Source organism: Natronorubrum texcoconense (genome assembly GCF_900100335.1).
Classification (GTDB): Archaea; Halobacteriota; Halobacteria; order Halobacteriales; family Natrialbaceae; genus Natronorubrum; species Natronorubrum texcoconense.
In genome coordinates this window covers 830219-853060 of sequence record NZ_FNFE01000002.1, presented here as the reverse complement: position 1 = coordinate 853060, position 22842 = coordinate 830219, and the positions used below count along the sequence as shown (strand labels likewise).

Annotated in this window: 20 protein-coding genes and 1 rRNA gene; 11 read left to right on the top strand and 10 right to left on the bottom strand. The window is 62.9% G+C overall.

Annotated features, from left to right (window positions below):
• Positions 1 to 111, top strand: a 5S ribosomal RNA gene (rrf, locus tag BLT08_RS10510); the annotation flags it as partial.
• Between the two features lie 116 nt (positions 112 to 227).
• Here rrf and BLT08_RS10505 read toward each other — a convergent pair.
• Both BLT08_RS10505 and BLT08_RS10500 read right to left on the bottom strand, forming a co-directional pair.
• Positions 228 to 650 (bottom strand): hypothetical protein, encoded by a 423-nt coding sequence (locus tag BLT08_RS10505; RefSeq protein WP_090306030.1) that lies wholly within the window; start codon positions 648 to 650, stop codon positions 228 to 230.
• 651 nt (positions 651 to 1301) lie between these two features.
• Entirely contained in the window at positions 1302 to 1517 is a 216-nt protein-coding gene (locus BLT08_RS10500) for a hypothetical protein (protein ID WP_090306027.1), read from the bottom strand.
• Between the two features lie 493 nt (positions 1518 to 2010).
• On the opposite strand from BLT08_RS10500, the gene BLT08_RS10495 reads away from it, so the two are divergent.
• Together BLT08_RS10495 and BLT08_RS10490 are read left to right on the top strand one after the other, a co-directional pair.
• Positions 2011 to 3072 carry a TAXI family TRAP transporter solute-binding subunit gene (locus BLT08_RS10495; RefSeq protein WP_090306024.1) on the top strand — a complete coding sequence of 354 codons (1062 nt, stop codon included), beginning with the start codon at positions 2011 to 2013 and terminating at the stop codon, positions 3070 to 3072.
• 71 nt (positions 3073 to 3143) lie between these two features.
• Positions 3144 to 5135 (top strand): TRAP transporter permease, encoded by a 1992-nt coding sequence (locus BLT08_RS10490; RefSeq protein ID WP_090306021.1) that lies wholly within the window; start codon positions 3144 to 3146, stop codon positions 5133 to 5135.
• A gap of 50 nt (positions 5136 to 5185) precedes the next feature.
• Here BLT08_RS10490 and BLT08_RS10485 read toward each other — a convergent pair whose 3' ends face one another.
• The 3 genes from BLT08_RS10485 to BLT08_RS10475 all read right to left on the bottom strand — a co-directional run bounded on the left by BLT08_RS10485 (position 5186) and on the right by BLT08_RS10475 (position 8789).
• Positions 5186 to 6364, bottom strand: coding sequence for a CaiB/BaiF CoA transferase family protein (locus BLT08_RS10485; RefSeq protein WP_090306018.1), 1179 nt, complete (start codon positions 6362 to 6364; stop codon positions 5186 to 5188).
• A 62-nt stretch (positions 6365 to 6426) separates the two neighbouring features.
• Positions 6427 to 7644 carry a mandelate racemase/muconate lactonizing enzyme family protein gene (locus BLT08_RS10480; protein ID WP_090306011.1) on the bottom strand — a complete coding sequence of 406 codons (1218 nt, stop codon included), beginning with the start codon at positions 7642 to 7644 and terminating at the stop codon, positions 6427 to 6429.
• A 32-nt stretch (positions 7645 to 7676) separates the two neighbouring features.
• Positions 7677 to 8789, bottom strand: coding sequence for a mandelate racemase/muconate lactonizing enzyme family protein (locus tag BLT08_RS10475; RefSeq protein ID WP_090306008.1), 1113 nt, complete (start codon positions 8787 to 8789; stop codon positions 7677 to 7679).
• Positions 8790 to 8880: 91 nt separating this feature from the next.
• Here BLT08_RS10475 and BLT08_RS10470 point away from each other — a divergent pair, with 91 nt between their 5' ends.
• The gene (locus tag BLT08_RS10470; protein WP_090306005.1) at positions 8881 to 10173 is read left to right on the top strand and encodes a nickel pincer cofactor-dependent isomerase, group 22; all 1293 of its coding nucleotides are present in this window, start codon (positions 8881 to 8883) and stop codon (positions 10171 to 10173) included.
• Positions 10174 to 10259: 86 nt separating this feature from the next.
• Here the strand turns inward: BLT08_RS10470 and BLT08_RS10465 are convergent, their stop codons facing one another.
• A complete protein-coding gene (locus BLT08_RS10465) occupies positions 10260 to 11054 on the bottom strand; it encodes an IclR family transcriptional regulator (RefSeq protein ID WP_090306003.1) in 795 nt (264 codons plus the stop codon).
• Positions 11055 to 11564: 510 nt separating this feature from the next.
• Between BLT08_RS10465 and BLT08_RS10460 the strand changes: the two genes are divergently transcribed.
• From BLT08_RS10460 to BLT08_RS10445, 4 genes are all read left to right on the top strand, one after another.
• On the top strand, positions 11565 to 12350 hold the full coding sequence (locus BLT08_RS10460; protein WP_090306175.1) for an SDR family oxidoreductase: 786 nt from the start codon (positions 11565 to 11567) through the stop codon (positions 12348 to 12350).
• The gene (locus BLT08_RS10455; RefSeq protein ID WP_090306000.1) at positions 12347 to 12697 is read left to right on the top strand and encodes a cupin domain-containing protein; all 351 of its coding nucleotides are present in this window, start codon (positions 12347 to 12349) and stop codon (positions 12695 to 12697) included. The genes BLT08_RS10460 and BLT08_RS10455 overlap by 4 nt, the downstream gene beginning before the upstream one ends.
• A gap of 2 nt (positions 12698 to 12699) precedes the next feature.
• On the top strand, positions 12700 to 13521 hold the full coding sequence (locus BLT08_RS10450; RefSeq protein WP_090306172.1) for a fumarylacetoacetate hydrolase family protein: 822 nt from the start codon (positions 12700 to 12702) through the stop codon (positions 13519 to 13521).
• 112 nt (positions 13522 to 13633) lie between these two features.
• Entirely contained in the window at positions 13634 to 13843 is a 210-nt protein-coding gene (locus BLT08_RS10445) for a hypothetical protein (protein ID WP_090305995.1), read from the top strand.
• Between the two features lie 45 nt (positions 13844 to 13888).
• On the opposite strand, the gene BLT08_RS10440 is transcribed toward BLT08_RS10445, so the two are convergent.
• Positions 13889 to 14314 carry a universal stress protein gene (locus BLT08_RS10440; RefSeq protein ID WP_090306170.1) on the bottom strand — a complete coding sequence of 142 codons (426 nt, stop codon included), beginning with the start codon at positions 14312 to 14314 and terminating at the stop codon, positions 13889 to 13891.
• 105 nt (positions 14315 to 14419) lie between these two features.
• Between BLT08_RS10440 and thrC the strand changes: the two genes are divergently transcribed.
• The gene (gene thrC / locus BLT08_RS10435) at positions 14420 to 15595 is read left to right on the top strand and encodes a threonine synthase (RefSeq protein ID WP_090305992.1); all 1176 of its coding nucleotides are present in this window, start codon (positions 14420 to 14422) and stop codon (positions 15593 to 15595) included.
• Positions 15596 to 16107: 512 nt separating this feature from the next.
• Here thrC and rdfA read toward each other — a convergent pair.
• The 3 genes from rdfA to BLT08_RS10420 form a co-directional block, all read right to left on the bottom strand.
• Positions 16108 to 16725, bottom strand: coding sequence for a rod-determining factor RdfA (gene rdfA, locus BLT08_RS10430; RefSeq protein ID WP_090305987.1), 618 nt, complete (start codon positions 16723 to 16725; stop codon positions 16108 to 16110).
• Positions 16726 to 16953: 228 nt separating this feature from the next.
• A complete protein-coding gene (locus BLT08_RS10425; protein ID WP_090305984.1) occupies positions 16954 to 17718 on the bottom strand; it encodes an IclR family transcriptional regulator in 765 nt (254 codons plus the stop codon).
• A gap of 223 nt (positions 17719 to 17941) precedes the next feature.
• Complete coding sequence (locus BLT08_RS10420) at positions 17942 to 19105, bottom strand: acyl-CoA dehydrogenase family protein (protein WP_090305981.1); 1164 nt, start codon at positions 19103 to 19105, stop codon at positions 17942 to 17944.
• Between the two features lie 293 nt (positions 19106 to 19398).
• Here BLT08_RS10420 and BLT08_RS10415 point away from each other — a divergent pair, with 293 nt between their 5' ends.
• Positions 19399 to 20475: a TAXI family TRAP transporter solute-binding subunit gene (locus tag BLT08_RS10415; RefSeq protein ID WP_090305978.1), complete on the top strand. Its 1077-nt coding sequence runs from the start codon at positions 19399 to 19401 to the stop codon at positions 20473 to 20475.
• A 75-nt stretch (positions 20476 to 20550) separates the two neighbouring features.
• Positions 20551 to 22812 carry a TRAP transporter permease gene (locus BLT08_RS10410; RefSeq protein ID WP_245724191.1) on the top strand — a complete coding sequence of 754 codons (2262 nt, stop codon included), beginning with the start codon at positions 20551 to 20553 and terminating at the stop codon, positions 22810 to 22812.
• Positions 22813 to 22842: the final 30 nt, after the last annotated feature.

Below are 22842 nucleotides of genomic sequence, written 5' to 3'. Positions count from 1 at the left end.
CAGCGGCGGGGTTCCTCCCGTACCCATCCCGAACACGGAAGATAAGCCCGCCTGCGTATCGCGGAGTACTGGAGTGCGCGAGCCTCTGGGAAATGCGATTCGCCGCTCCTACTCATATTACACCCTTGGAGCGGCTGCTCCGTCCCATCTCATACGAATTCGTCGATAGCTGTTGCTGGTTCAGTACTGAGTCTTTCAAAAAGCAGTGACTGTCTCGGCGTCGGGGACTACGACAGGTCCTCCGCGGGATCGGAAGCGGAGCGCCGATTCCGGCTTTCGGGCATACTTTCTCCCGGGCGCTTCGGCAGTTGCTGTGCCACGAGCAATTCGTCGTCTTTGATGACGACGAGTAGAATGTCGCTTTCGTCGACGTCCTCGAGTTCCGACCGTGGAGCGACGTGTTGATCGACCAGTTCGCCATCGTCCTCGAGCAAGATCACGACGTGCTCTCCGTCGACGATTCGGTCGACGACGCCGATGTACTGATTCACATCGCAGCCATCGTCGGCCGTCGCCGCTACTGATTCTGATTGAGCCGTGTCGCGATCGCTCCGTGCACCGGCGACTGCCGACGTTGTAAGCGTGACGGCGCTCAGTGAGCCGAGTGTTCGAAGGACTGTTCGTCGCGTCGTCTGTTGTCGTTGCGACATGCCCTCGTTGGCCGCGGCTTGATTGATAAACCCGCGGAGACGAGTGAGCGCAGTCTGATCGTATCCTCATTCCGACATGCCATATCAGATCACTATCTCTAGTACAGAGAGGTCAACTCTTGAATGAGCTCGATCGACTTTCCGGACTGATACAGAACACGAGCGCCAACGGACGCCGGGAGATCGTGTAGCGATCGCTGGTGCAGGAATACAACGCGCTAAACGACGGTATTGAGGGGGTACTGTTGTCGATCGGAAACCGACCGAATCTCGAGACAGCTCGGCAACTGGAAATCGTGGTATCGCTGGAGATCTATCTCCGCGAATTCAACGAACAGGGTGTACCACCTCTGAACCATCTTTTCGCTAGAACCTGTTCGGATGCGCTGGCCACTAAGACGCGCTTACGCGTGGAGAGTAAAATACCGGGTTCGGTATCGTGCGGGTTCCGCGTTGCACGAACGATTGGGGGGATCGATGACGCCAGTGAATTATCTGTATCCGGACATACGCTTACTTCTTCTAGCTCGTTGTCTTTTGCATACGTACTGAGTCCTGACCCGAATCACCTCGACGTTCAGTCGGTGTCAGTCTGTGCTCGTTCGGTCGTTCCGGTTCGGTCACCGCCGTGTCGGTTCGCCTCTGAACTGGTCACGGGACCAGCAGGAACGTGTAGAGCCAGTACCCGAGCCCAACGAACAGGGCGACTGCGAGCACCAATTCCAGGCCACGTGAGATCGTCGGCAGCACACTGTGAGTCCTGTTTTCGATGTCGTTGTACGCCGTTTGCAGGCGATCCAGACCGTTCAACACGCGTTGACCGATCGTTTGTTCGGGAACGTCAGGGCTGTTTCCGTCCGAGACCATAGTGGTACGTCCGAACGGACGATATTAAATCCCTGTGTCCGAGTGTCAGGGGAAGTGTCCGCACGACCGTTGAAGAAGCCCGCTCGTGGCTGCTGTGTGTACGGTCACGTTCGTCATCGAACCCGAACGGATGGTCGTGGCTCCTGCTGAGAGAGTAGCTACTGAAATCAATCGTGAGGTTCGTTCTCTCGAGTTGGGCGGCGATCGAAGGACGGATGGACTGGTGACCATTCGGTCGCCATCGTCGAGAAAAGTGCGAATGCCCGGGACGAAAGCAGCGCAAGTCGGCAGCTCAAGCTAGTTTGGATGCCACTGAAGCAGGGTCTGTTGCCGTCACGATTGGGCCGAATTATCGTTTGGTGGCGGTGGTCGGTATATTCGGTCACGGTCGCTGCTCGCTGTGTGTTATATGCCTGCAGGGGTCCCTTTATGTAATATAGGTCCTTGGGGGTACCTTTATGTGAGGTGATGACACACACATAGTCGTGCACGCATGATTAGAAATGGCAATGGTGGGAATCTGACAAGAAGGCGATTCGTTCAGACCGCTGCCGGGATAAGTGTCGTTGGACTCGCTGGCTGTACGGGGGACGAAACGCAAGAAGTTCGTGTCGGCACGTCCACCGGTGGTACCTTCGACGTCGGGCTCGCGATGGAGTCTGCCGTCGGAGAGCACAGCGACGAGGTGATGTACTCGACGATCGAGAGCCCCGGCTACATCGGAACGGCCTATCGGATGGCCGACGGCGAGTTCGACGCGGGAATCGTCGACAATAACTCGATGTCAAAAGCACGGGAACAGGTCGGCGAGTTCGAGGAAGATCCCGTCGACACGCTCCCGTGGCAGGGATTCCTCGGTTTCCCGTACAGTATCTACCTCGTCGCGCGCGAGGATACGGACATCGAAACGTTCGACGACCTCGCCGGTGCGACGGTCTATCCGGCCGAACCGGGGTTCTCCACTCGCGAGACGACGCTCGACGTGTGGTCTCAGGACCCGACGGCTGACGTCTACGACGAGATGGAGATCGTCGACATGGACGTCTCCGACGCGCCGGGTGCGATGGAGGAGGGGAACATCGACGCCGCGATCGCGTACGGGACGCCCGGCGTCGGAAACACCGGCTGGGTCGTCGAATACGACGCTCGCACCGACGTCCAGTACGTCGAACACACCGACGCACTCGTCGAGTCGATCGAGAGCTACGACGGCGCTGGCTTCGTCGAATACGACGACGTCGTGGAGGATTTCAACTGGCAACAGGATATCGGTGCGGACGAAATCGTTGCCTGGGACCTCGAGGTGACGTTCACGTTCCACCACGACACGCCGGAGGATGCGGTCTACGAGATCATGCGCGTCGCGGACGAACACGGAGATGCCGTCCGTGACGCCGAAGAGCGGTTCACGCCGGATGGTGCAGAAGAGATGGCCGCTGCCGGAATGGACGACTATCCGTTCCATCCCGGTGCCGCCGAGTACTACCAGGATGCGGGGGTCTGGAACGACGACTGGGTCGTCGGCGATCCGGACGAAGCCGGTGAGTACTTCTGAGACGATTAGTTGACTGAACCGATCTTCTGACCCTCCCCCAGAACCATACCGAACTCATCCACAGTGACCCCATGAGTACAGAAACGACGACGCCAGTACAGCAAGCCAGTGTAAAACTACTCGATAACGCCGTCACCGTCGGTGCGATCGTCTTCTGGGCGATCGTGCTGTTCTGGATGTGGACCCAGACGCTTCCTCGAGCGCAGTACGGTGTGTTGTTCATCGGTTCGATTCTCGCCTTGTACGTGCTCGACCAGGCCAGAGAGTCGATAGCGGACGAAGACTATCTGGATCTGCTGATCCTCGCTGCGTGCTTCGCCGTTATGGCCGTCGCGAGCACGTATATGTTCCTGAACTTCGAGGGGATGTATCAGGATCGACAGGGATGGGCGTACGACTACGAGTACAACCTCGCCTGGCTGGTCATCGCGGTCATCCTGTATCTGACCTGGCGGTCGTACGGGAACGTCTTCCTGGTGCTCATCGGCGGGGCGATGGTTTACTCCATCTACGGCTATCTGGTTCCCGGCATCCTCGGCCACGGCGGCATCAGCACCACGTTCATGTTGCAGATGTTGATCACCGATATGGCAGGGTTCTACGGCTCGTTGACCCAGCTGACGGGTGCGTGGATCGCGCCGTTCCTGCTGTATGCCGGGTTACTGTTCGCCTACGGCGCGTTCGACCTCATACTACGAATCGCCATCGTCACCGCCAAGTACATCGAATCCGGCGTCGCCCAGACGGCAGTGCTGGCGAGTGCCGTTATCGGTTCGATCAACGGCAGCTACGCCGCGAACGCCGGAATGACGGGATCGTTTACGATTCCGACGATGATGGACTCCGGTCTCAGAGGGCGGACCGCGGCGGCCATCGAAGGGACCGCGTCGACGTCCGGTCAGGTACTCCCGCCGGTGATGGGGGCGTCCGCGTTCGTCATGGCGTCGTTCCTGGGCATCGCGTACATCGACGTCATCGTCGCGGGACTCATTCCCGCCGCGATCCTCCTGATCAGCATCGCGGTCGCCGTTCACTACACCTCGGTTAACGAGATCGGCGACCAGGAGCTCGACTTCCAGGACTACTTCGACGAGCAGATGACGCGCAACGACAAGATCGTCGAGGGAATTCGCTTCGGCATTCCGTTCAGTATCCTCCTCGTGACGCTCGGATACTACCAGTGGACGGTGATGACGTCGGCGCTGTGGACCATCGTGGCGATGGTCACGCTCGGCCTTGCAACGCCAGTGTTGCAGGAAATCGTCGCCGACCGGACGGACAGCGACGGTCCCGTACACGCGCTCACCACCGAACTCAAGAACACGGTCGGTGGCTTCCGTCGTGGAGCGATCATCCTCGCCCCGATCGCTATCATCCTCGCTGCGGTCAACGGTGTCGTCGACCTGTTGATGGTGACCGGGATCCCCTCGAGAATCGCGCTGTTGCTGATGGATCTCTCCGGTGGCGTGTTGCTCATCGCGGTACTGCTCGGGATGGCCGTCTGTATCGTCATGGGAGTCGGTATGCCCACAGTCGCGGCGTACGTCATCGTCTCGACGCTCGTCGCACCGGCGTTCGTCAACCAGTTCGGCGTACCGGAGCTGGCCGCCCACTACATGGTGTTTTACGCCGCGGTGATGGCCGGGGTGACGCCACCCGTCGCAATCGCAGTCGTGGTCGCCTCCGGCATCGCCGAATCGAACTTCTGGGAGACGTGTGGCGTCGCGATCACGATCGCTGCACCCCTGTTCGTGCTCCCGATCTCGTTCATCTACCACCCGGAGATCGTCTCGTCGGATCTCGGGCTCCAGTCCGTCTTCACCGGGCTCGTCGTGCTCGCGGGCGCGTTGACGATCATCTACGGGATCAACTTCCCGTTCGATCTCAAGCGACGGTTCAGGCTGCCGCTTCGCTTCGGGCTGTTCTGGCTGGGTGCGTTCATCATGGTGTATCCGGGCCGCATCTTCCAGCTCGCCGGAATCGGCGTGTTCGCGCTGATCTTCTTCGCGGAGCGAGCCATCGCTAACGGGTGGGACGCGCCGTTCGTCTCGAGTTCCACGTAACTGCGGTTCCGCGCTCTGAACCGTTTTTTCGGCCGGGCGAGTCGACTCGGTTACCCGCGTCGCTCGAGGATCGCGGCCACCGTCTCTTCCGGAAGCGACTCCGAGAGGACGGGGGCGGTGTGCTCGCCGAGCCGTGGCGGTTCGTGTCCCGACCGGGTCGTCGATCCGGAAAAGTCGATCGGACAGACGGGGAACGGGAGTTCGACGCCGTCGATCTCGAGGTCGGAGAGGACGCCGCTCGCCCGGAGGTGCTCGTCCTCGAACACTTCGCGCGTATCCTTGACGGGTGCACCGGGGATTCCGTAATCGCGGAACAGGTCGAACCACTCGTCGTTCGTCCGCCGCTCGAACACCGGGACGAGTTCGGCCGTCAGCGCCTCCCGATTGGCGACGCGCTCGTCGTTCGTTTCGAATCGATCGTCGGCCGCGAGGTCGGAACGCTCGAGCGCGTCACAGAGCGACCGCCAGGTGCCGTCGCTGCCGATCGCGACCGCGAACCAGCCGTCGGCCGTCTCGAACGTTCGGTACGGTGCGAGCGTCGGATGGACGGTCCCCTGACGCGGATACGGTTCGTCGGTGACGAACGTCCGTCCCGCACGCTCGGTGAGCCACGACACCAGCCCCTCGAACATCGGCACGTCGATGTACTGGCCGGCCCCGTCGTACAGCGCCGTCGTGATCCCGATAACGGCGTACATCCCCGCACAGATGTCGCCGATCGGAATGCCCGGACGCGCCGGCGGTCCGTCGGCTTCCCCGGTGATGCTCATACTGCCGCTCAGCGCCTGAACCACCATGTCGAAGGCGGGAAGGTCACGGTACGGGCCCTCGAGGAAGCCCGAGATCGAACAGTAGACGAGATCCTCGCGCACCGTTCGCAGGTCGTCGTAGCCGAGGCCCCACTTCGCCATCGTCCCGGGTCGGTAGTTCTCGACGAGGACGTCCGCGGTCTCGACGAGCGCTTCGAGGGCGGCGGCGCCGTCCGCGGTCGATAGGTCCAGTTCGACGCTACGCTTCCCGCGGTTCAACGACGCGAAGTAAGCGGTGATCTCCGAGTTGCCGACCGTCGGGCCGACGCTGCGGGTGATGTCCCCCTGGTTCGGACGCTCGATCTTGACGACGTCCGCACCGAGATCCGCGAGCAGTTGCGTCGCGAACGGTCCGGAGAGCATCTGTGTACAGTCGATCACGCGAACGCCGTCCAACGGGGCCGCCGAAGTCGATGTCATGGACTACCTCTCGCGGATAACGACGTAAATCCACGCATTCGCCCGCAGCGGTGGGTGCCCGATCAGAACGTCGTCGTCCCCTCGAGCGTGTGCGCTTCGACCACGTCCTCGTCCAGTTCGACGCCGATGCCCGGTTTCTCGGGCACCTCGATGTAGCCGTCCTGGATGAGCGGTTCGTCCCGATCGATCAGGTCGTCCCACCAGTCGACCTCGAGGGCGTGGTACTCGAGGAGGTCGAAGTTCGGGATAGCGGCGCCGAGGTGGACACAGGCCATCGTGCCGACCGGACTGCAGACGTTGTGCGGCGAGATCGGCATGTAGTTCTCCTCGGCGCGGTCGGCGATGCGCATCGTCTCTTTGAGTCCGCCGACGGTCGTCGGGTCCGGCGTCACGATGTCGACGCCGTGATCGTAGATTAGCTCGGAGAGTTCGTGCACCCGGAACCGGTTCTCGCCGGTCGCAACGGGCGTCTTCGTCGCCTTCGTGACCTCCGTCTGGGCGGCCATATTCTCCGGCGGGATCAGGTCCTCGAGCCACATCAGATCGTACTCCCGAAGCTTGTACGCGAGCCGTTTCGCGCTCTCGACGGAGTAGTCCCAGTGGCAGTCGAAGGCGAGATCGACGTCGTAGCCGATCTCCTCGCGAACGGCCTCGACGATCTCGCGTTTGTGTTCGATCGCGCCGTTGGTGAGGCGACCGTTGAACGGGTCGGGATCGTTGTCCATCTCGAGGTCGAGGTCGAACTTGAGCGCGGTAAAGCCCATGTCGACGACGCGGCGGGCCTCGTTGGCGTACGCCTCCGGCGAGTAGGCCTCCGCGGTGGCGTACTCGGTAGAGCCGTCCTCGACGGCGTAGGCTTCGCCGGCGTGACAGTCACAGTAGATCCGGACCTCGTCGCGGAACTTCCCGCCGAGGAGTTGATACACTGGAAGGTCGAGGAGTTTCCCGGCTGCGTCCCACAACGCGATCTCGATGCCGGAGGCGGCGGTGACGACCTTTCCCGTCGTTCCGCCGTGGCCCGACATCTCCTGGATGATCTGCCTGTAGAGTCGCTCGACGTCGAGGGGGTTCTCGCCGATCAGGAACCGCTTGGTGTACTCGACGAGTTCGTGGACGCCGCCGCCCCGATAGGACTCGCCGATGCCGGTGACGCCGGCGTCGGTCTCGATTGTGATCAGGTTCCACTCGAAGTTGCCCTCGACGACGCAGGTGTTGATGTCCGTGATTTCGACGTCGCGGCTCTCGTCTCGGTTCGTGATTTGGTTTGAGAAGTCTTTCATCTGTAATGTTCGGTGGTTCGGGTAATTCGGCGTCAGTCGTCCGTTCGGAACTGCTCGATCGCGGCCTCGTCTAACCGTACGCCGTGGCCCGGCTCGTCCGGGAGTGGAATCACGCCGCCGTCGTCCGGCCGGAGCGGCGCTTCGACGATGTCGTCGAAGACCTTCACGTCCATGTCACGGTAGAAGTACTCCACCCAGAGCGCGTTCTCGATGGCGCCGACCAGTGACGCGTGCAGGTTCCAGTTGTAGTGCGGGGCGATCGGTACGTCGAGGGCGGCGGCGTGATGGGCGATCTTGAGCCACTCGGTGATGCCGCCACAGACGGTGGCGTCGGGCTGGAGCACGTCCGCGGCGCCGTCGCTGTACAGCCGTTCGAAGTCGTATCGCGGGCCCTCGAGTTCGCCGGTCGCGACCGGGTACGGGATCGCGTCGTTGACGGCGGCCATCGCCTCGACGCTGTCGATCATCACGGGCTCTTCGATGAAGTAGGGGTCGTACGGTTCGAACGCGCGGCAGGCCCGAATGGCCTCCGTCGCCGTCGACCAGGCCCCGTTCGCGTCGAGCAACAGCGTTCGATCGTCCCCGATCTCGTCGCGAGCGGCCGCGACGCGTGCCGTTTCCTCGGAAACCGACCGTCGTCCGACCTTCATCTTGACGACGTCGTGGCCCTCATCCACGTAGCGCCGCAGCTCGTCACGCAGTCCCTCGTGGCCCTTCTCGTCGCGGTAGTAGCCGCCGCTCGCGTAGGCCGGTACCGCGTCGGCGTAGCCGCCGAGGAGTTTGTACAGCGGCTGCTCGGCGGCTTTCGCCTTGAGGTCCCAGAGGGCGATGTCGACGGTCGAGATGGCGCGAAGGAGCAGCCCCGACCGACCGATCTGAACCGTCCCGTCGTACATCTCTCGCCAGAGTCGTTCGGTGTCTCGCGGATCTTCGCCGACGAGCATCGGCTCGAGCAGCGACTCAACCGCCTCGGCGATTAGTTCCGCGCCTTCGTAGCCGAGCGAGTAGCCGACGCCCTCGAGTCCGCTCTCGGTTCGGACGTACGTGATCGCGTGATCGCGATAGGTGAGCGTTCTGTTGGAGAAGGATACCGGCTCTTCCAGCGGAATCGCGACTGGAAGTGACTCGACGTGGTCGATCTCCATACTCGGTCACGAACGAGTGTGTTTAAATTTATTCACCTATCGGCAACTCTTTCTCAGGAGGAATTAACACGCCGGTCCCATTATGACGCGTATGGACTTTCCCGACCGGGCAGATATCGGGCCGCTCATCGAGCCACAGGGCTCCCCGCCGTTCGCACGCGTCAGCTACGACCCGCCGACGAGCACGCTCTCCGACCCGCTGTCGACGACGCGTTCGGAGCTAAACCGACTCGCGCTCGACGACCTCGAGCCCGGCGCAACGATCGCCGTGGGGGTCGGAAGCAGGGGTATCCACCGGATCGCCGATGTCACGGCCGAGACGGTCTCGTACATCGAGGACCGGGGGTTCGAACCGGTCGTCGTCCCCGCGATGGGGAGTCACGGCGGTGCGACCCCCGAGGGCCAGCGGGAGATCCTCGCCGCGCTGGGGCTCACCGAGGAGTACGTCGGTGCACCGATCGACGCGCGGATGGACGTCGAGACGCTCGACGAGGTCGACGTCGACGGGATGACGACGCCGGTTTACTTCTCCACCGCCGCGCTCGAGGCGGACGCCGTCCTGGTGATCAATCGCGTCAAGCCGCACACGAACTTCACCGGGTCGCTCGAGAGCGGGCTCTGCAAGATGCTCGCGGTCGGGCTCGGCAAGCAGCGGGGCGCCCAGGCGTTTCACTCGACGGCGCTCGACCGCGGCTACGTGCCGACCATCGAGTCGCTGGTCCCAGCCATCAGGGATTCGGTTCCGCTGCTCGGCGGACTCGCACTCGTCGAAAATTTCCACGAAGAGATCGGGGTGATCGAAGCGATCGACGGGCCGTCACTCGAGCGACGCGAGCCCGCCCTGCTGGAGCGTGCCCGCGAGGAGATGGCGACGCTGCCGGTCGACGATATCGATCTCCTCGTCGTCGACGAACTCGGCAAGGAGATCTCCGGCGCGGGAATGGATACGAACGTGATCGGCCGATACCGCGTCCTCAACGCGCCGGACCCGGAGACGCCGTCGATCGATCTGATCTACGCCCGCGGGCTCACCGAGGCGACGAGCGGGAACGGAAACGGCATCGGGCTGGCAGATATCACCCGACGAGAAGCGGTCGACCAGCTCGATCTGAAGAAGACCTACGCGAACGCGCTGACGAGCGGCTCGCTCTCCAAGGCGAAACTTCCCGCCGTCGCGCCGGACGACGAACTCGCGCTCCGGGTCGCGCTGAACGCCCTCGGCGGCTACGATCCCGAGACGGCCCGGGTCGTATGGATCGAAAACACGACGGATCTCGCCGAGTTCCGCGTTTCGGAAGCGCTGCTCTCCGATCTCGGGGAGTCGGTCACCGTGCTCGAGCGCGAGCGACTCGCCTTCGACGACGGAACGGCGTCGTTCGAGTGACGGTCAGACGGTTTACTGTACGTCATTTCCGGCGCAACCGCCGCCCGGAGCGCGGTTGCACCGGTAAATCGGTACCGTAATCCGTATCACTCGACCACGTGATCGTCCGCGCTGTCCGGCGACGAGTAGGTGATGTTCAACTCGAGTTCGTTCGCGGCCGCGAGCAACCGGTCGGGAACGTTCGACTCGAGTTGCTCGCCGTTCAGCCGATGGGAGGGGCCGGCGACGGCGAGCGCGCCGAGCACCTCCCCCTCCCGCTCGACCGGCACTGCGGTCCCGTTGAGTCCGTGGACGTGCTCTTCGCGGTTGAAGGCGACGCCGCGGTCGCGGACCCGCTCGAGTTCCTCGTAGAACGCGTCGCGATCGGTGATCGTGTTCTCGGTGTGAGCCGGAACTCCCCACCGGTCGAGAATCGCGTCGACTCGGTCTCGCGGGTACTGTGCGAGGATCGACTTACCGGCGGACGAGCAGTGCAGGTGGATCTGTCGACCGATGCCGAATCCGGCTCGGACGGCGTTGCTGCCGGTTTCTAAGTAGAGATAGATGCCGAGACCGTGATCCTCGACGACGAACTGCGCCCGCTCCTGGGTCTCTTCGGCCAGCGTCTGGACGTACGGCTTCGCCATCTGATAGGCCGGATCCCGCGTCTGGGCCGCTCGACCCAACCGGGCGAAGCGGAGACCGATCTGGTACAGTTCGCCCTGCCGCGAGACGTACCGAAGGTCACAGAGCGTGTTCAGATGCCGGTGGGTGGTGCTTTCAGTCAACTCGAGTCGGTCGGCGATCTCGGAGAGCCGGGACGGACCGTTCTCCTGGAGTGCGTGGACGATCTCGAAACTCGTCTTCGTGCTCCCGATCCGGTTGGGGTTGTCGTCCGTCATACGTTCGCGTACGATCACTCGACGTATAAATTCCAGCATGCGGAACTGAAACGGACCGAATGCCGGTCTCTCAGCGCAGGTTGGCGGCTCGAACCGACGGACAGCGGTTCGAACCGACGTACGGCCGCTCGAACGCGAGGGGAGGTTCCACAGTGTGGAAGATTCTCGTTTCGAATCGACGTGTGTGAGCCCGCAATTACATTCATATGGTTGTAATTTACGTACTGGTCGGCGACGCGATAGCACGACGGCTGAGAGCCGACTCGAGCGCGGTGGGAGACGCGATACGGCAGTAAGCGTCGTTATCCGTGCGAACTACATTCCGCCATATGGAATTAATCGATATGTGTGATCGCCGAGCCGGTCGCAACGAGTGTACGTCTGTTCCACGTCGACACCGAGTTCGTTCGCGTGACGCCGACGGACGGGCGGTTGCACTCGATCGGCCTGCCCTACGTCCTTACCGCAACACCAAGCTTTTTGCGTTTTTCCTCTGGGAGTACGGACGAGATGGACTTACAGCTCACCGACAACGCAGCGCTCGTAACGGCTTCCTCGAGCGGCCTGGGCAAGGCTTCGGCGAAGGCCCTCGCACGTGAGGGTGCGAACGTCGTCATCAACGGCCGCGACGCGGATCGACTCGAGGACGCGAGAGCGGAGATCGAAGACGTCGCGACGGGCGAGGTCGTCGCCCAGCAGGGCGACCTCACGAACGAGGACGACATCGAGACGTTAATCGAGACGACCGTCGACGAGTTCGGCGGGATCGACCACCTCGTGACGAGCGCCGGCGGTCCGCCGTCGGGGCCGTTCCTGGACACCGACGACGACGACTGGTATCAGGCGTACGACCTGCTCGTGATGAGCGTCGTCCGACTCGCCCGCGAGGCCGAACCCCACCTTCGCGAGGGCGAGGGGACGATCGTCAACATCACCTCCCGGAGCGTCAAGGAGGCCATCGACAGTCTGGTGCTCTCGAACTCGGTCCGCATGAGCGTCATCGGCCTCGAGAAGACGCTCTCGAAGGAGTTCGCGCCCGACGTTCGGACCAACGCAGTCCTTCCCGGGCCGCACGAGACCGAGCGCATCGAAGACCTCGTCAATCAGGCCGTCGACCGCGGCGACTACGACTCCTACGAGGAGGGCCTCGACGACTGGGCGAGCAACCCCCTCGAGCGGGTCGGCGACCCGATGGAACTCGGCAACACCGTCGCGTTCCTCTCCTCGCCGGTGTCGGGCTACATCAACGGCGAGAGCGTCCTGATCGACGGCGGCTCCACGGGGGCGAACCTATGAAACCGGTCGACTTCGACGACGCCGAAACGTACGAACCCGAGGACGGGTGGCGACGCGTCTCGATGGCCGGCAGCGAACAGTTCTCCTTCGAGTGGTTCGAGAAGCCGCCGGGCCACAGCTCACCGATGCACGACCACGAGAACGAGCAGGTCTGTCTCTGTCTCGAGGGCGAACTCACGGTCACGACCGACGACGGCGAGTCGGTGACCCTCGAGCGGTACGACTCCGTCCTGCTCGAATCCGACGAACCGCACCGAGTCGAGAACACCGGCGACGAACTGGCCGTCGGGCTCGACGTGTTCGCGCCCGGCCGCTCGTTCGACTTCTGGACGGATCGCGAGGAGTGACCGTGCAGTACCTGGCACGCACGGCCGACGGTCGCCCGCTTCTCGGCGACGAGGAGGGGTTCGTCCCCCTCTCGGCGGCCGCGCCCGACCTCGAGACCGTCCGGGACGCGCTCCCGCGCGCCGCGGCGGGCACGCTCCCCGACGTGGACGCGGCGCCGGCCGACAGAGTCGACTCGGCACACGTCCGGTTCGGGCCGCCGCTCGAGCGATTCGGAACGCTCTGGGGAATCGGGCTGAACTACGCCGAACACGCCGGCGACCTCGACGAGCAACGGCCCGACGAGCCGGCGAGCTTCATGAAGCCGAACACCGCAGTCACGGGGCCGGGTGGTCCCATCCGACTCCCACCGGTCGAGCAGAGTAACAGGGTGACGGCCGAGGCCGAACTCGCGGTGCTGATGGGCCGATCGTGTCGGAACGTCGACGAGGACGCGGTCGACGACGTGGTCGCCGGCTACCTGCCGGTCATCGACATGACCGCGGAGGACATCCTCCAGCGGAACCCGCGATTCCTGACGCGGGCGAAGAGCTTCGACTCGTTCCTCGTCGTCGGTCCGACGATCGCGGTCCCCGAGACTCCGCTCGCGTTCGAGGAGTTAACGGTACAGACGATCGTCAACGATCGGGTCGCGGCGGAAAACGAGGTCCGGAACATGCTGTTCCCGCCCCGCGAGATCGTCTCGTTCCACTCCGACGTAATGACGCTGGAGCCCGGCGATCTGTTCAGCACGGGCACGCCCGGCGCGGAGCCGATCGAACCGGGCGACCACGTCCGCGCGTCAGTCGAGACGATCGGCGACGTCGACGCGCCCGTGGTTCGCTGACGACGCCGACCCCCGGCGCTCGAATTCGGCTGACTCGACCGGGTCGCAACCGACACCCGTCTCGTGGGTAAACTACACGGGGCGTCGCGTGCAATCTCCGAACGTGGCACCGATGAACACGGACGACGGCGAGGGCGCGGGACTCTCCGGACAGCGGGAGTGGTTTCGATTCGGCGTCTCTCTCGCATTTCTGTACGCGGCGTTCACGCTGGGCGTGTTCTATCTGCTGCGAGTGGATCAGACGATCGCACTGGTCGGTACCGTCGGTGCGAGCCTCGCGTTCGGTATCGCGATAACGGTGTACGTTCGCTATCTCACGTGACTTGCCCGCTCCGAAATTCTCTCGACGGCCGTCTGCCGAACGAAGCTACTCGGTCGTGATAACGACGGGGCAGTCCGCCGAGAGCAACACCGACTGCGTCACGCTGCCGAAGAGCGCCTTCCCGGTCGGACTGCGATGCCGTCCGCAGATCACGATGGTGTCCGCGTCGACGTCCGCCGCAACCTCGAGAATCTTCTCGGCCGGGTCGCCGTGCTCCCGTCGTTTCACGACCGTCGCGCCCGCTTCTTCGAGCGACTCGAGGGCGGCTTCTGTACGACCGGGAAACGCGTCCTCGTCGTAGAAATCCGCGGAACTGACCCGCCCGCCTTCGTCGGTCACGTCGAACTCTTTGAATACGTTCAGCGCCACTACCTCGAGTGCGTCGGGCTCGCCGGGGAGGGATTCGATAACCGAAACGGCCTTTCTGGTCCGCTGCTCGTCCAACCCGACGGGAAGTACGACGCGATACATGTTCTCTTCTTGTACCACCAGCCACGTAACTATTTGGCCCTCGAAACGTCCCTCGAGTCGGATCGAAGGAAGCGTTTTGTCGCTCCGGCGAGACCGCTATCGTAGATGAACGGACAGCTGTGTTGTTACGACTGCGGACGAACGTACGGAATCGACGACCGGAGCCGCTGTTCGTGCGGCGAACCCCTCTGGATCGAGACCGATCCGAGCGACTTCGAGTGGCCCGACGCCGAGTGGAGTCGCGGCATGTGGCGCTACGCCGACGTCCTTCCGGTGTCGGAGCCGTCGGGCGTTCCCCCCGGAACGACGCCGCTCGTTCGCGCGGACAGGTTGGACGAGTACGCCGGCTGTTCGCTCTCGCTGAAACACGAGGGCCAGAATCCCACGGGGAGTTTCAAGGATCGGGGGAGTGCGGTGGGTGTCAGCTACGCGGCCCGGGCCGGCTACGAGTGGGTCGGAACGGTCTCGCACGGAAACATGGCGCTCAGTACGAGCGCGTACGCCGCGAACGCCGGCCTCGAGTGTGCGGTGTTCGTCCCGGCGGACACGCCCGCCGAACGACTCGAGTTGATCGCGCGACACGATCCGCACCTCTTCCGGGTCGAGGGCGACTACGGGCAACTCTACCACGAGACGCTCGCGCTCGAGGCGGACGTCGCCTTCGTCAACTCAGATACGCCGTTTCGCGTCGCCGGACAGAAGACGGTCGCGTACGAGATCCTCGAGCAATGCTCGCCGGAGACGCCGGACGCGATCGCCTTGCCGGTCAGCAGCGGCGGGCAGGCGAGCGCGGTCTGGAAGGCGCTCCGGGAGCTGAACCGTGCGGGGCTCGTCGACGACGTCCCACGACTCTATCTCGTGCAGGCGGCCGCGTGCGATCCCGTGGCGACGGCCTATCGCGAGGGGTGTGCGAGCGTGTCGCCGGTAACGGCCGGCGACACGATCGCGGTGTCGATCGCGAACAGCGACCCGCCGAGCGGAACGCGCGCACTCGCGGCCGCTCGAGACACCGGCGGCGCAGTCGTCTCCGTCCCGGACGCGGAGATCCGCGACGCGATGGATCGATTGTCGACGACGGTGGGCGTCTCCGTCGAACCCTCGAGTGCGGTCGCTATCGCCGGGATCCGGACCCTGTCGCAATCGGGCGCCATCGAACCGGACGACGACGTCGTCGCCATTTTGACCGGATCGGGGTACAAGGAGCGGTACGAGACCGACGTCCGGAGCCGAACGATCGATCTCGACGGACTCGAACGGGAACTCGGGGCGATCGTCGGGTGAGGGCCCGCGCTCTCGTCGCGGTTCTCAGGATCGGAATGGCACGTTACTGCCACGGATGAGATCACTCGCTGCCCGCCCGTTCGTCGAATAACTAATCCGAAATCCGTACGTTCTGAAAAGCAGTTTCAACAATGTCATGTGGAATGAGTGATCTGTGTCTCCTGATAGTATCGGCTAACGGGTGTTACGGCCGACTAAACGCCGTCACACGGGTATATCTGTTACGGCTACGCGAACCAACGAATTATCGCACGTAGGCGGGCGTTGCTCGGCCGGAAACGCGTGTTGTATCGTCTCTCGCCGTTTCGATACCAGCTACCGAACGGAACGGTTGCCACCACGACATATGGTAGCTTACATTCTCCGGAAACTGGTAGCTCGCACGGTTCTGCGAACTGAAACGGCAGCCGGATCCCGTCGACGGCGCACAACCCGTAACAACCGTACTTTTGTTATATGTTTCTGAACAGTCACTCGCGGGCGGTGCCGTCGATCGGGTTCGGACTCGAACGCTACGGCGCGTTACAGTCACAGCCTCCGGCCTCGAGCAGTTCGGAGACGTCGTACTGGCTGTGGCAGTCCTCACAGACGACCTGGACGTTCGTGAGCACGCGGTGTGATCCGATATCCAGTCGGTCGGTCGCTCGGAGTCGGGCCAGTTTGCTCTCGGTTACCGCCACCGTTCGCTGACGGAGCCCTTCGATGGCGTTCCGTTCCGTTCGGCGGACGTCGCCGTCGGTCGTCTCCGGAAGCGATGCGTCGCGATAGCCCGTGAGATACGACCGAACCGCACCGTACGAGACGAACTCGTCGATCAGCATTTCGACGTCGATACCGACTCGCTCGAGGCGTCGTCTGGCCTGAAGCTGTTCGCCGCGGCTGCCCGTCTGTTCGCTGAGCAACTCGTAAAGGTGGCCGACGTCTTCGGTGAGCGTGTCGACTCGCTCCGCCTCGAGCGAGGCTCTGAGAAGGCGTTCGTTGAACGAGTCGGCGAGCGTTCGGAGACTCTTGCGGTCGTCCGGGTGGGTCCACTGGGCTTCGAGTTCGTCGCCGACGCCGGTGAGGTCGTACTCCTCGATCAGTCGAGCGACTTTCGGCCTCGGTCCGGGACTCCTGTTTCGCTCGTCCATAGCGCGTCGCTACTCGTGAACCGTGGAAAGTCGTTTCGATGGCGATGCGTTCTGTTTCACCATGCGGACGTCGGCTGGTTACCGTCGTTTTGGGAGAGGCGAACGAACCGGGGACGTTCGGCGCCACGAACGGCTGCACAGGGTGACAGAAGGGGTGAAATCGTCGGTCACCGGTGGACACCGCTGTCACTATCGCCAAAACGGCGTTTCGGTATTCGGACGCCCGACTCAGCCGTAAGCCAAGGTCACTTTGATTTCGCCCGCCTTGTCCCAGAGGAGGCTGGGCAACTCTTCGTGGAGGTAGTCGTCTTTGAATCGGCTCGCCGGGCCGAAGACGCCGAGTGCGCCGAGGAATTCGTCGTCGGGGGTGTAGACGGGGACGGCGACGCCACGCAGGCCGTCCATGTGCTCCTGATTGTTCACGGCGTAGCCGCGCTCGCGGATCCGGTCCAGTTCGTCGTGGAGAACGTCGGGGTCGGTGATCGTGTTGTCCGTGATCGCCTCGAGTCCGTTCTCCGCGACGAACTCGCGGACGGCGTCGTCGTTCCACTCCGCGAGAATAACCTTGCCGGAGGCCAGCGAGTGCAGCGGTCGGCGTTTGCCGATCATCGTGTCCGCGAGACTGCCGTATCGGTGGACGTAGACGCCCTCCCCTTCTTCTTCGACGATGAAGACGGCCCGCTCGTCGGTTTCCTGACCCAGTTCGAACACCTTTCGCTTCGCGGCCGTGTATCCCGTCTTCCGGGTTCGAGCCTGTTCGCTGATCTCGAGGAGCCGAAACCCGATGTAGTAGCCGCCGTCGCGTTCGACGACGTACCCCAGGTCGGTGAGCGTCGCGAGGTGTCGATAGACGGTGCTCTTGCTCAACCCCGTTCGTCGCGTGAGCTCCGTGATCGTCACCCCCTCCTCCGCTTTGAGCGCCTCGAGGATCTCGAACGTCTTCCGTGTCGTCGAGACCCCGGCGTCGGTTTCGTCTTCCCCGTGCGTGCTCATACTGGGGTATACGTCACGATCTCAATCAATGTTCCGGATAACAAAACGAAACTATCGCTGTGCGGAACGAACCGTTCTCCGATCGGCGTACCGATCCGCTGTTCCGCTATGTGAAACAGAGACTTCTCTCGGTCTCGGTAGTGCTCGAGACGTGGAAGATGGTCGCACACTCGCAGTGGACGCCTGCGACGACGAAAAGATGCGGTTCGGAACGGACGGGACGTTACTGGTAGGCCGCGATGCCGGTGAACTCCTCGCCGAGGACGAGCGTGTGGATGTCGTGGGTCCCCTCGTAGGTGTAGACCGTCTCCATGTTGGCCATGTGGCGCATCGGGGAGTAGTCGGTGGTGATCCCGTTCCCGCCGAGCATCTCGCGGGCGATCCGCGACTGGTCGCGCGCCATACGGACGTTGTTACGCTTGGACATCGAGACGTGCTGCGGGCGCATCTCGCCGCGCTCTTTGAGTTCGGCGAGCCGGTAGGCGAGCAGTTGAGCGAGGGTGATCTGGGTTCCCATCTCCGCGAGTTTGCGCTGTTGGAGCTGGAATCGACCGATCGGACCGCCGAACTGGTCGCGGTCTTTGGCGTACTGACGGGCCTCCTCGAAACAGTCTCGAGCGGCGCCGATGGCCCCCCAGGCGATCCCGTAGCGAGCCTGGGTCAGACAGGACAGCGGCCCCTTCATGCCCTCGACGCCCGGCAGGACGTTCTCCTCGGGCACGTGGACGTTGTTGAGGCCGATCTCACCCGTGATCGACGCGCGCAGCGAGAGCTTCTCGTCGATCTTGTTCGTACTGACGCCGTCGCGGTCGGTCTCGACGAGGAAGCCGCGGACTGGGGTGTCCTCGGCGGAGCGGTCGCGCGCCCAGACGATCGCGACGTCCGAGATCGGCGAGTTCGTGATCCACGTCTTCGAGCCGTTCAGGACGTAGCCGTCGCCGTCGCGTTCGGCGTAGGTCTCCATGGCCGTCGGGTTCGAGCCGTGTTCGGGTTCGGTGAGGCCGAAGCAGCCGATCGCTTCACCGCGCCCCATCGCCGGAAGCCACTCCTCTTTCTGCTCTTCGCTTCCGTACGCGTGGATGGGGTACATGACGAGTGCGCCCTGCACCGACGCCATCGATCGCAGCCCCGAGTCGCCGGCCTCGAGTTCCTGCATCAGAAGTCCGTAGGCCGTCTCGGAGACGTTGGGCGAGCCGTAGCCCTCGAGATTCGGCGCGTAAAAGCCCAGTTCGCCCATCTCGTCGATGAGCTCTTTCGGGAACGTCCCGTTTTCGAAGTGCTCGCCGATATCGGGTTTGACGTGTTCCTCGACGAACTCCCGGGCCGTGTCCCGGATCATGCGCTCTTCCTGGTCGAGGTCTGCTTCGAGATTGACGAAGTCCAACATACCTTCTAGGAGCATTAAAGGCACAATAGGTATTGTGGTCTTCGTGTTGTCTTTCCGGTTACACGTGATTGTGTAGCGTGTCGGCACGTGAACAGGTTATCGACGACAGATCCGCAGAACGTCCCCGAACGATGGGATCCGGAACCGCTCGAGTCGAAAGCGGTCCTCGACGTGGGTTCGGGTTGCAGTCGTAGTCTTTGCTGTACGTCATCCGAACAGTGTTTAGCTATCTGATGAATAGTACCAAACAAATATAGATACTATTATACCCTTATAGCATTGATTCTGGTCTCATGGTAGAGAGACCCACTAGTAGCTTCAGCGGACAGACTCGACGATCGTTCCTCGCGGCGGCCGGCGTCGGCACCGCGACGGCGCTCGCCGGTTGTTTCGGCGAGGACGACGACGGTTCCGGATACGAACGGATCAGCGTGAGCTTCTCCGAACAGGGCGGAGCCCTGAACGAGGGACAGCTAGACGTCGGCGTCGGCACGATGATGAACTTCTCGATCACGCCCGGCTGGCTGCAGGAGGCCATGGCGTCGGTCGACGAGTTCCGCGTGCTCGACGTCACGGACGAGACGAACGAGGCGTGGCAGGACGACGAGACGCTCCTCATCGAGAATCTGGACACGGACGAGATGGAGGGTGCTGATAACGACGACGTGGACGTACCCGGTGAGATTCCGTGTCCATCGTTCTCGTACAACTTCGTTTCCCAGGCGGCACTCGATTACGACGTCGTCTACACGTACCTCGAGACCATGTGGGAGGTTCGAGAGGAGCTGGCCGACGAGTTTGGCATCTTCGCGTTTCACGAAGATCCGGAGTTCTGGGTGCAGAATGCCTACGAAGGGATTCCGTTCCACCCGGCCGCTGCGGACTTCTACGAGGAGGAACTGGACGTCTGGAGCGACGAGTTCGAGCGCGCAGACGAACCCGACGACACGTTTGAAGTCGACACGATCCGGATGAAAACGTCCGAGCAGGGGACGACGGGCCACGCCGCGAACGAGGCGTTGGCGTCGGTCATGAACGGTCATCTGGACGATCTGTCCATCGAAGCCCAGACGAGCGACGGCACGGAAGAGAACATCGGCGACATCGCCGACGAAAGCATCGAGATGGGCTTCCTCCAGAACTGGACGGCGCGCGAGTTCCGCGAGGGTGTCGAGCCGTTCGACCAACTCGACTTCCAGATGACACAGATCTTCCACTACTACGACCTGCCGTGGTTCTTCATCACGAACAACATGGATCTCGAGACCCTCTCCGACATCGAGTCGGATATGACGGTCTCGCCGACGCCGAGTGGCTCCGGTACCGCGCCCGGTCTCGAGCGCGCACTGGAACACGCGCTGGATAACTAACGATCGATGTCCACCCAACGCTCTCGCTTCGGCCGACTGACACCGCTCCGGCTGTTAGACGGTATTACGTACGCCATGGCAGCAGCACTGACTGCCTTCACCATCTACTACGCGTTTTACATCCTCACGAACCTATCTCTCGCCGGAATCTCCCTCAGAGCGTTCATTCCGCCGGAGCTCGTGTTCTCCGAGCGGGCGGAGTACGTCGTGCTCTTTACCGGTTGGGGGTTGGCGGTCTACTACCTGGACTATGCTCGCCAGCAGTTCAGGGAGCGACTGGGCGACTCGTCAGCTGTCGACGATCCGGCGGCAGCCGACAATGCGGACTCGGAGCGACCACAGGAACCGCCGGAGAAAGTGACGCTGCTCGACGACCTCGGTCTCGAGAGCCAACGACTGTCGCGTGCCACACAGCGGTTCAAACGGGTTTACGGCCGGTTCGATCCGTATCTCGCGATCGGACTCGCCGTCCTCTCGCTCGTCACGATGGCGTACATCTTCGGGGCGTTCGACCGCCTCGACGGCGATGCACACATCCTCGGGTTCTCGACGACCGATCACATCATCGGTGCGGCGTTGATCGTCCTCGTCACCGACGCGACGCGACGAGCGTTCGGGATGATCATCGCGTCCGTCGCCATCTTCGCGATCGTTTACTCCCACGCCGCCGTGAGCACCTTGCCGTTCCTCCCCGACCTACTCGCGTGGTCGGGTGAAGACGTCACGGGGATCATCGAAGAGGCGGCCCTCGGCGTACAGTCCGGTATCTACGACAGCACGATCATGGGGATCGGCTCGACGTGGGTCGCGATCTTCATCATGTTCGCCGGGATCGCCAAGGCGTACGGCCTCATGGATTACATCCGCGAAGTCGGCACGGAACTCGGCGGGACGCTGCGAACCGGCGTCGTCCAGATCGCGGTTATCTCGAGTATGATCATGGGGTCGATCACCGGGAGCGCAGCGGCGAACACCGCGACGACCGGGAGCTTCACGATTCCGATGATTCAGGACCAGGGCGTTCGCGACGATTACGCGGCCTCGATCGAGGCCGTCGCCTCCGCCGGCGGGCAGATGCTGCCGCCCGTGATGGGGGTCGCGGCGTTCCTCATGGCCGACATCATCGAGGTCCCGTACCTGGATATCGTTCAGGCCGGCACGATCCCGGCTGCGCTGTTCTACCTGAGCGTCTGTCTGGCGGTTCACTTCAGCATTCTCAAGTTCGGCTGGACGACGTCCGACCTCTCGCCGTTCGACTGGCGGGTGCTCCTGAGCGGCTTGCACTTCCTGATTCCGCTGGGCGTATTGCTGTACACACTCATTATCCTGCGGTTTACGCCCCTGACGGCGGGCTTTTACACCATTTTGTCGATTGTCGCCATCATCTTCGTTCGGAACTTCCTTATCGACGTCTTCAGCATCGATGAGGTGGTCCAATCCAAACTGGGTCGCAAGAACACCCATTCGGATGGAACGACCGACGGAGATGTTCAGTCGGTCGATTCGACGACCGATGGAGTCGGCGCGTCCTCCTATCGGTCGCTCGTGAAAACGTCGAAACAGACCGTCGACGGGCTGTATCAGGGCGGCCTCGAGATGGCCCCACTCGTCGGCGTCCTCGCGGCGATGGGACTCATCGTCGAACTGCTCGAGACGAGCGGAATGACGGGACGTCTGGGTGCGGGAATTATCGGATTCGCCGACGTGTCGATCATGGGCTTTACCGGCGGGTTGGCGCTCGTCCTGGTGCTCGCGATGATCGCGAGTATCGCCTTCGGCCTCGGCATGCCGACGCCCGCGGCGTACATTCTGGTCGCGTTCCTGATCGCGAGCGCCGTGACGGAGCTCGGCGTCCCCGAGATTACGACTCACATGTTCGTGTTCTACTTCGCGATGCTGTCCGCGATCACGCCGCCGGTGGCGATCTCCGTCGCCGTCGGGTCACGGATCGCCGGTACGAGCTTCATGACGGCTTGCGTGCAGGCGCTGCGAATCGGTGCTCCAGGGTTCGTTATCCCGTTCGCGTTCGTCGCGAACAACAGTCTGATCCAGTGGAGTACGATGACGCTGTTCGCGTTCCCGGTCGTCCTCGCCGGCACGATCGGGCTGATCGTCGGGACGGTCGGTTTCGACGGTGCGCAGGATCTATCGCTGCCCGTTCGCGCGTTCTACGTAGTCGCCGGATTCGCGGCCATGTTCGGTACCGTCGTTGGCGGAACCGTGGGGATGGCCATCCAAGCCGTCGCCGCAGCAACGATCGTGCTGTTGCTCCTGCGAGCGCGCTATCTGATCGGCTACGACGTCGATCGCGTCCGCAGTCCGTCAGCGTCTGACTGACGACGCGGGCGAACATCACGATTCGCAACG

Bases quoted from the DNA above. Each gene is read 5' to 3' on its own strand.
- BLT08_RS10445 (WP_090305995.1), top strand. From the start codon at position 13,634: ATGAACACGGACGACGGCGAGGGCGCGGGACTCTCCGGACAGCGGGAG.
- BLT08_RS10420 (WP_090305981.1), bottom strand. From the start codon at position 19,105: ATGTTGGACTTCGTCAATCTCGAAGCAGACCTCGACCAGGAAGAGCGC.
- BLT08_RS10410 (WP_245724191.1), top strand. From the start codon at position 20,551: ATGGCAGCAGCACTGACTGCCTTCACCATCTACTACGCGTTTTACATC.
- thrC (WP_090305992.1), top strand. From the start codon at position 14,420: ATGAACGGACAGCTGTGTTGTTACGACTGCGGACGAACGTACGGAATC.
- BLT08_RS10505 (WP_090306030.1), bottom strand. From the start codon at position 650: ATGTCGCAACGACAACAGACGACGCGACGAACAGTCCTTCGAACACTC.
- BLT08_RS10500 (WP_090306027.1), bottom strand. From the start codon at position 1,517: ATGGTCTCGGACGGAAACAGCCCTGACGTTCCCGAACAAACGATCGGT.
- BLT08_RS10470 (WP_090306005.1), top strand. From the start codon at position 8,881: ATGGACTTTCCCGACCGGGCAGATATCGGGCCGCTCATCGAGCCACAG.
- BLT08_RS10490 (WP_090306021.1), top strand. From the start codon at position 3,144: ATGAGTACAGAAACGACGACGCCAGTACAGCAAGCCAGTGTAAAACTA.
- BLT08_RS10460 (WP_090306175.1), top strand. From the start codon at position 11,565: ATGGACTTACAGCTCACCGACAACGCAGCGCTCGTAACGGCTTCCTCG.
- BLT08_RS10440 (WP_090306170.1), bottom strand. From the start codon at position 14,314: ATGTATCGCGTCGTACTTCCCGTCGGGTTGGACGAGCAGCGGACCAGA.
- BLT08_RS10495 (WP_090306024.1), top strand. From the start codon at position 2,011: ATGATTAGAAATGGCAATGGTGGGAATCTGACAAGAAGGCGATTCGTT.
- BLT08_RS10475 (WP_090306008.1), bottom strand. From the start codon at position 8,789: ATGGAGATCGACCACGTCGAGTCACTTCCAGTCGCGATTCCGCTGGAA.
- BLT08_RS10480 (WP_090306011.1), bottom strand. From the start codon at position 7,644: ATGAAAGACTTCTCAAACCAAATCACGAACCGAGACGAGAGCCGCGAC.
- BLT08_RS10485 (WP_090306018.1), bottom strand. From the start codon at position 6,364: ATGACATCGACTTCGGCGGCCCCGTTGGACGGCGTTCGCGTGATCGAC.
- rdfA (WP_090305987.1), bottom strand. From the start codon at position 16,725: ATGGACGAGCGAAACAGGAGTCCCGGACCGAGGCCGAAAGTCGCTCGA.
- BLT08_RS10425 (WP_090305984.1), bottom strand. From the start codon at position 17,718: ATGAGCACGCACGGGGAAGACGAAACCGACGCCGGGGTCTCGACGACA.
- BLT08_RS10465 (WP_090306003.1), bottom strand. From the start codon at position 11,054: ATGACGGACGACAACCCCAACCGGATCGGGAGCACGAAGACGAGTTTC.
- BLT08_RS10455 (WP_090306000.1), top strand. From the start codon at position 12,347: ATGAAACCGGTCGACTTCGACGACGCCGAAACGTACGAACCCGAGGAC.
- BLT08_RS10415 (WP_090305978.1), top strand. From the start codon at position 19,399: ATGGTAGAGAGACCCACTAGTAGCTTCAGCGGACAGACTCGACGATCG.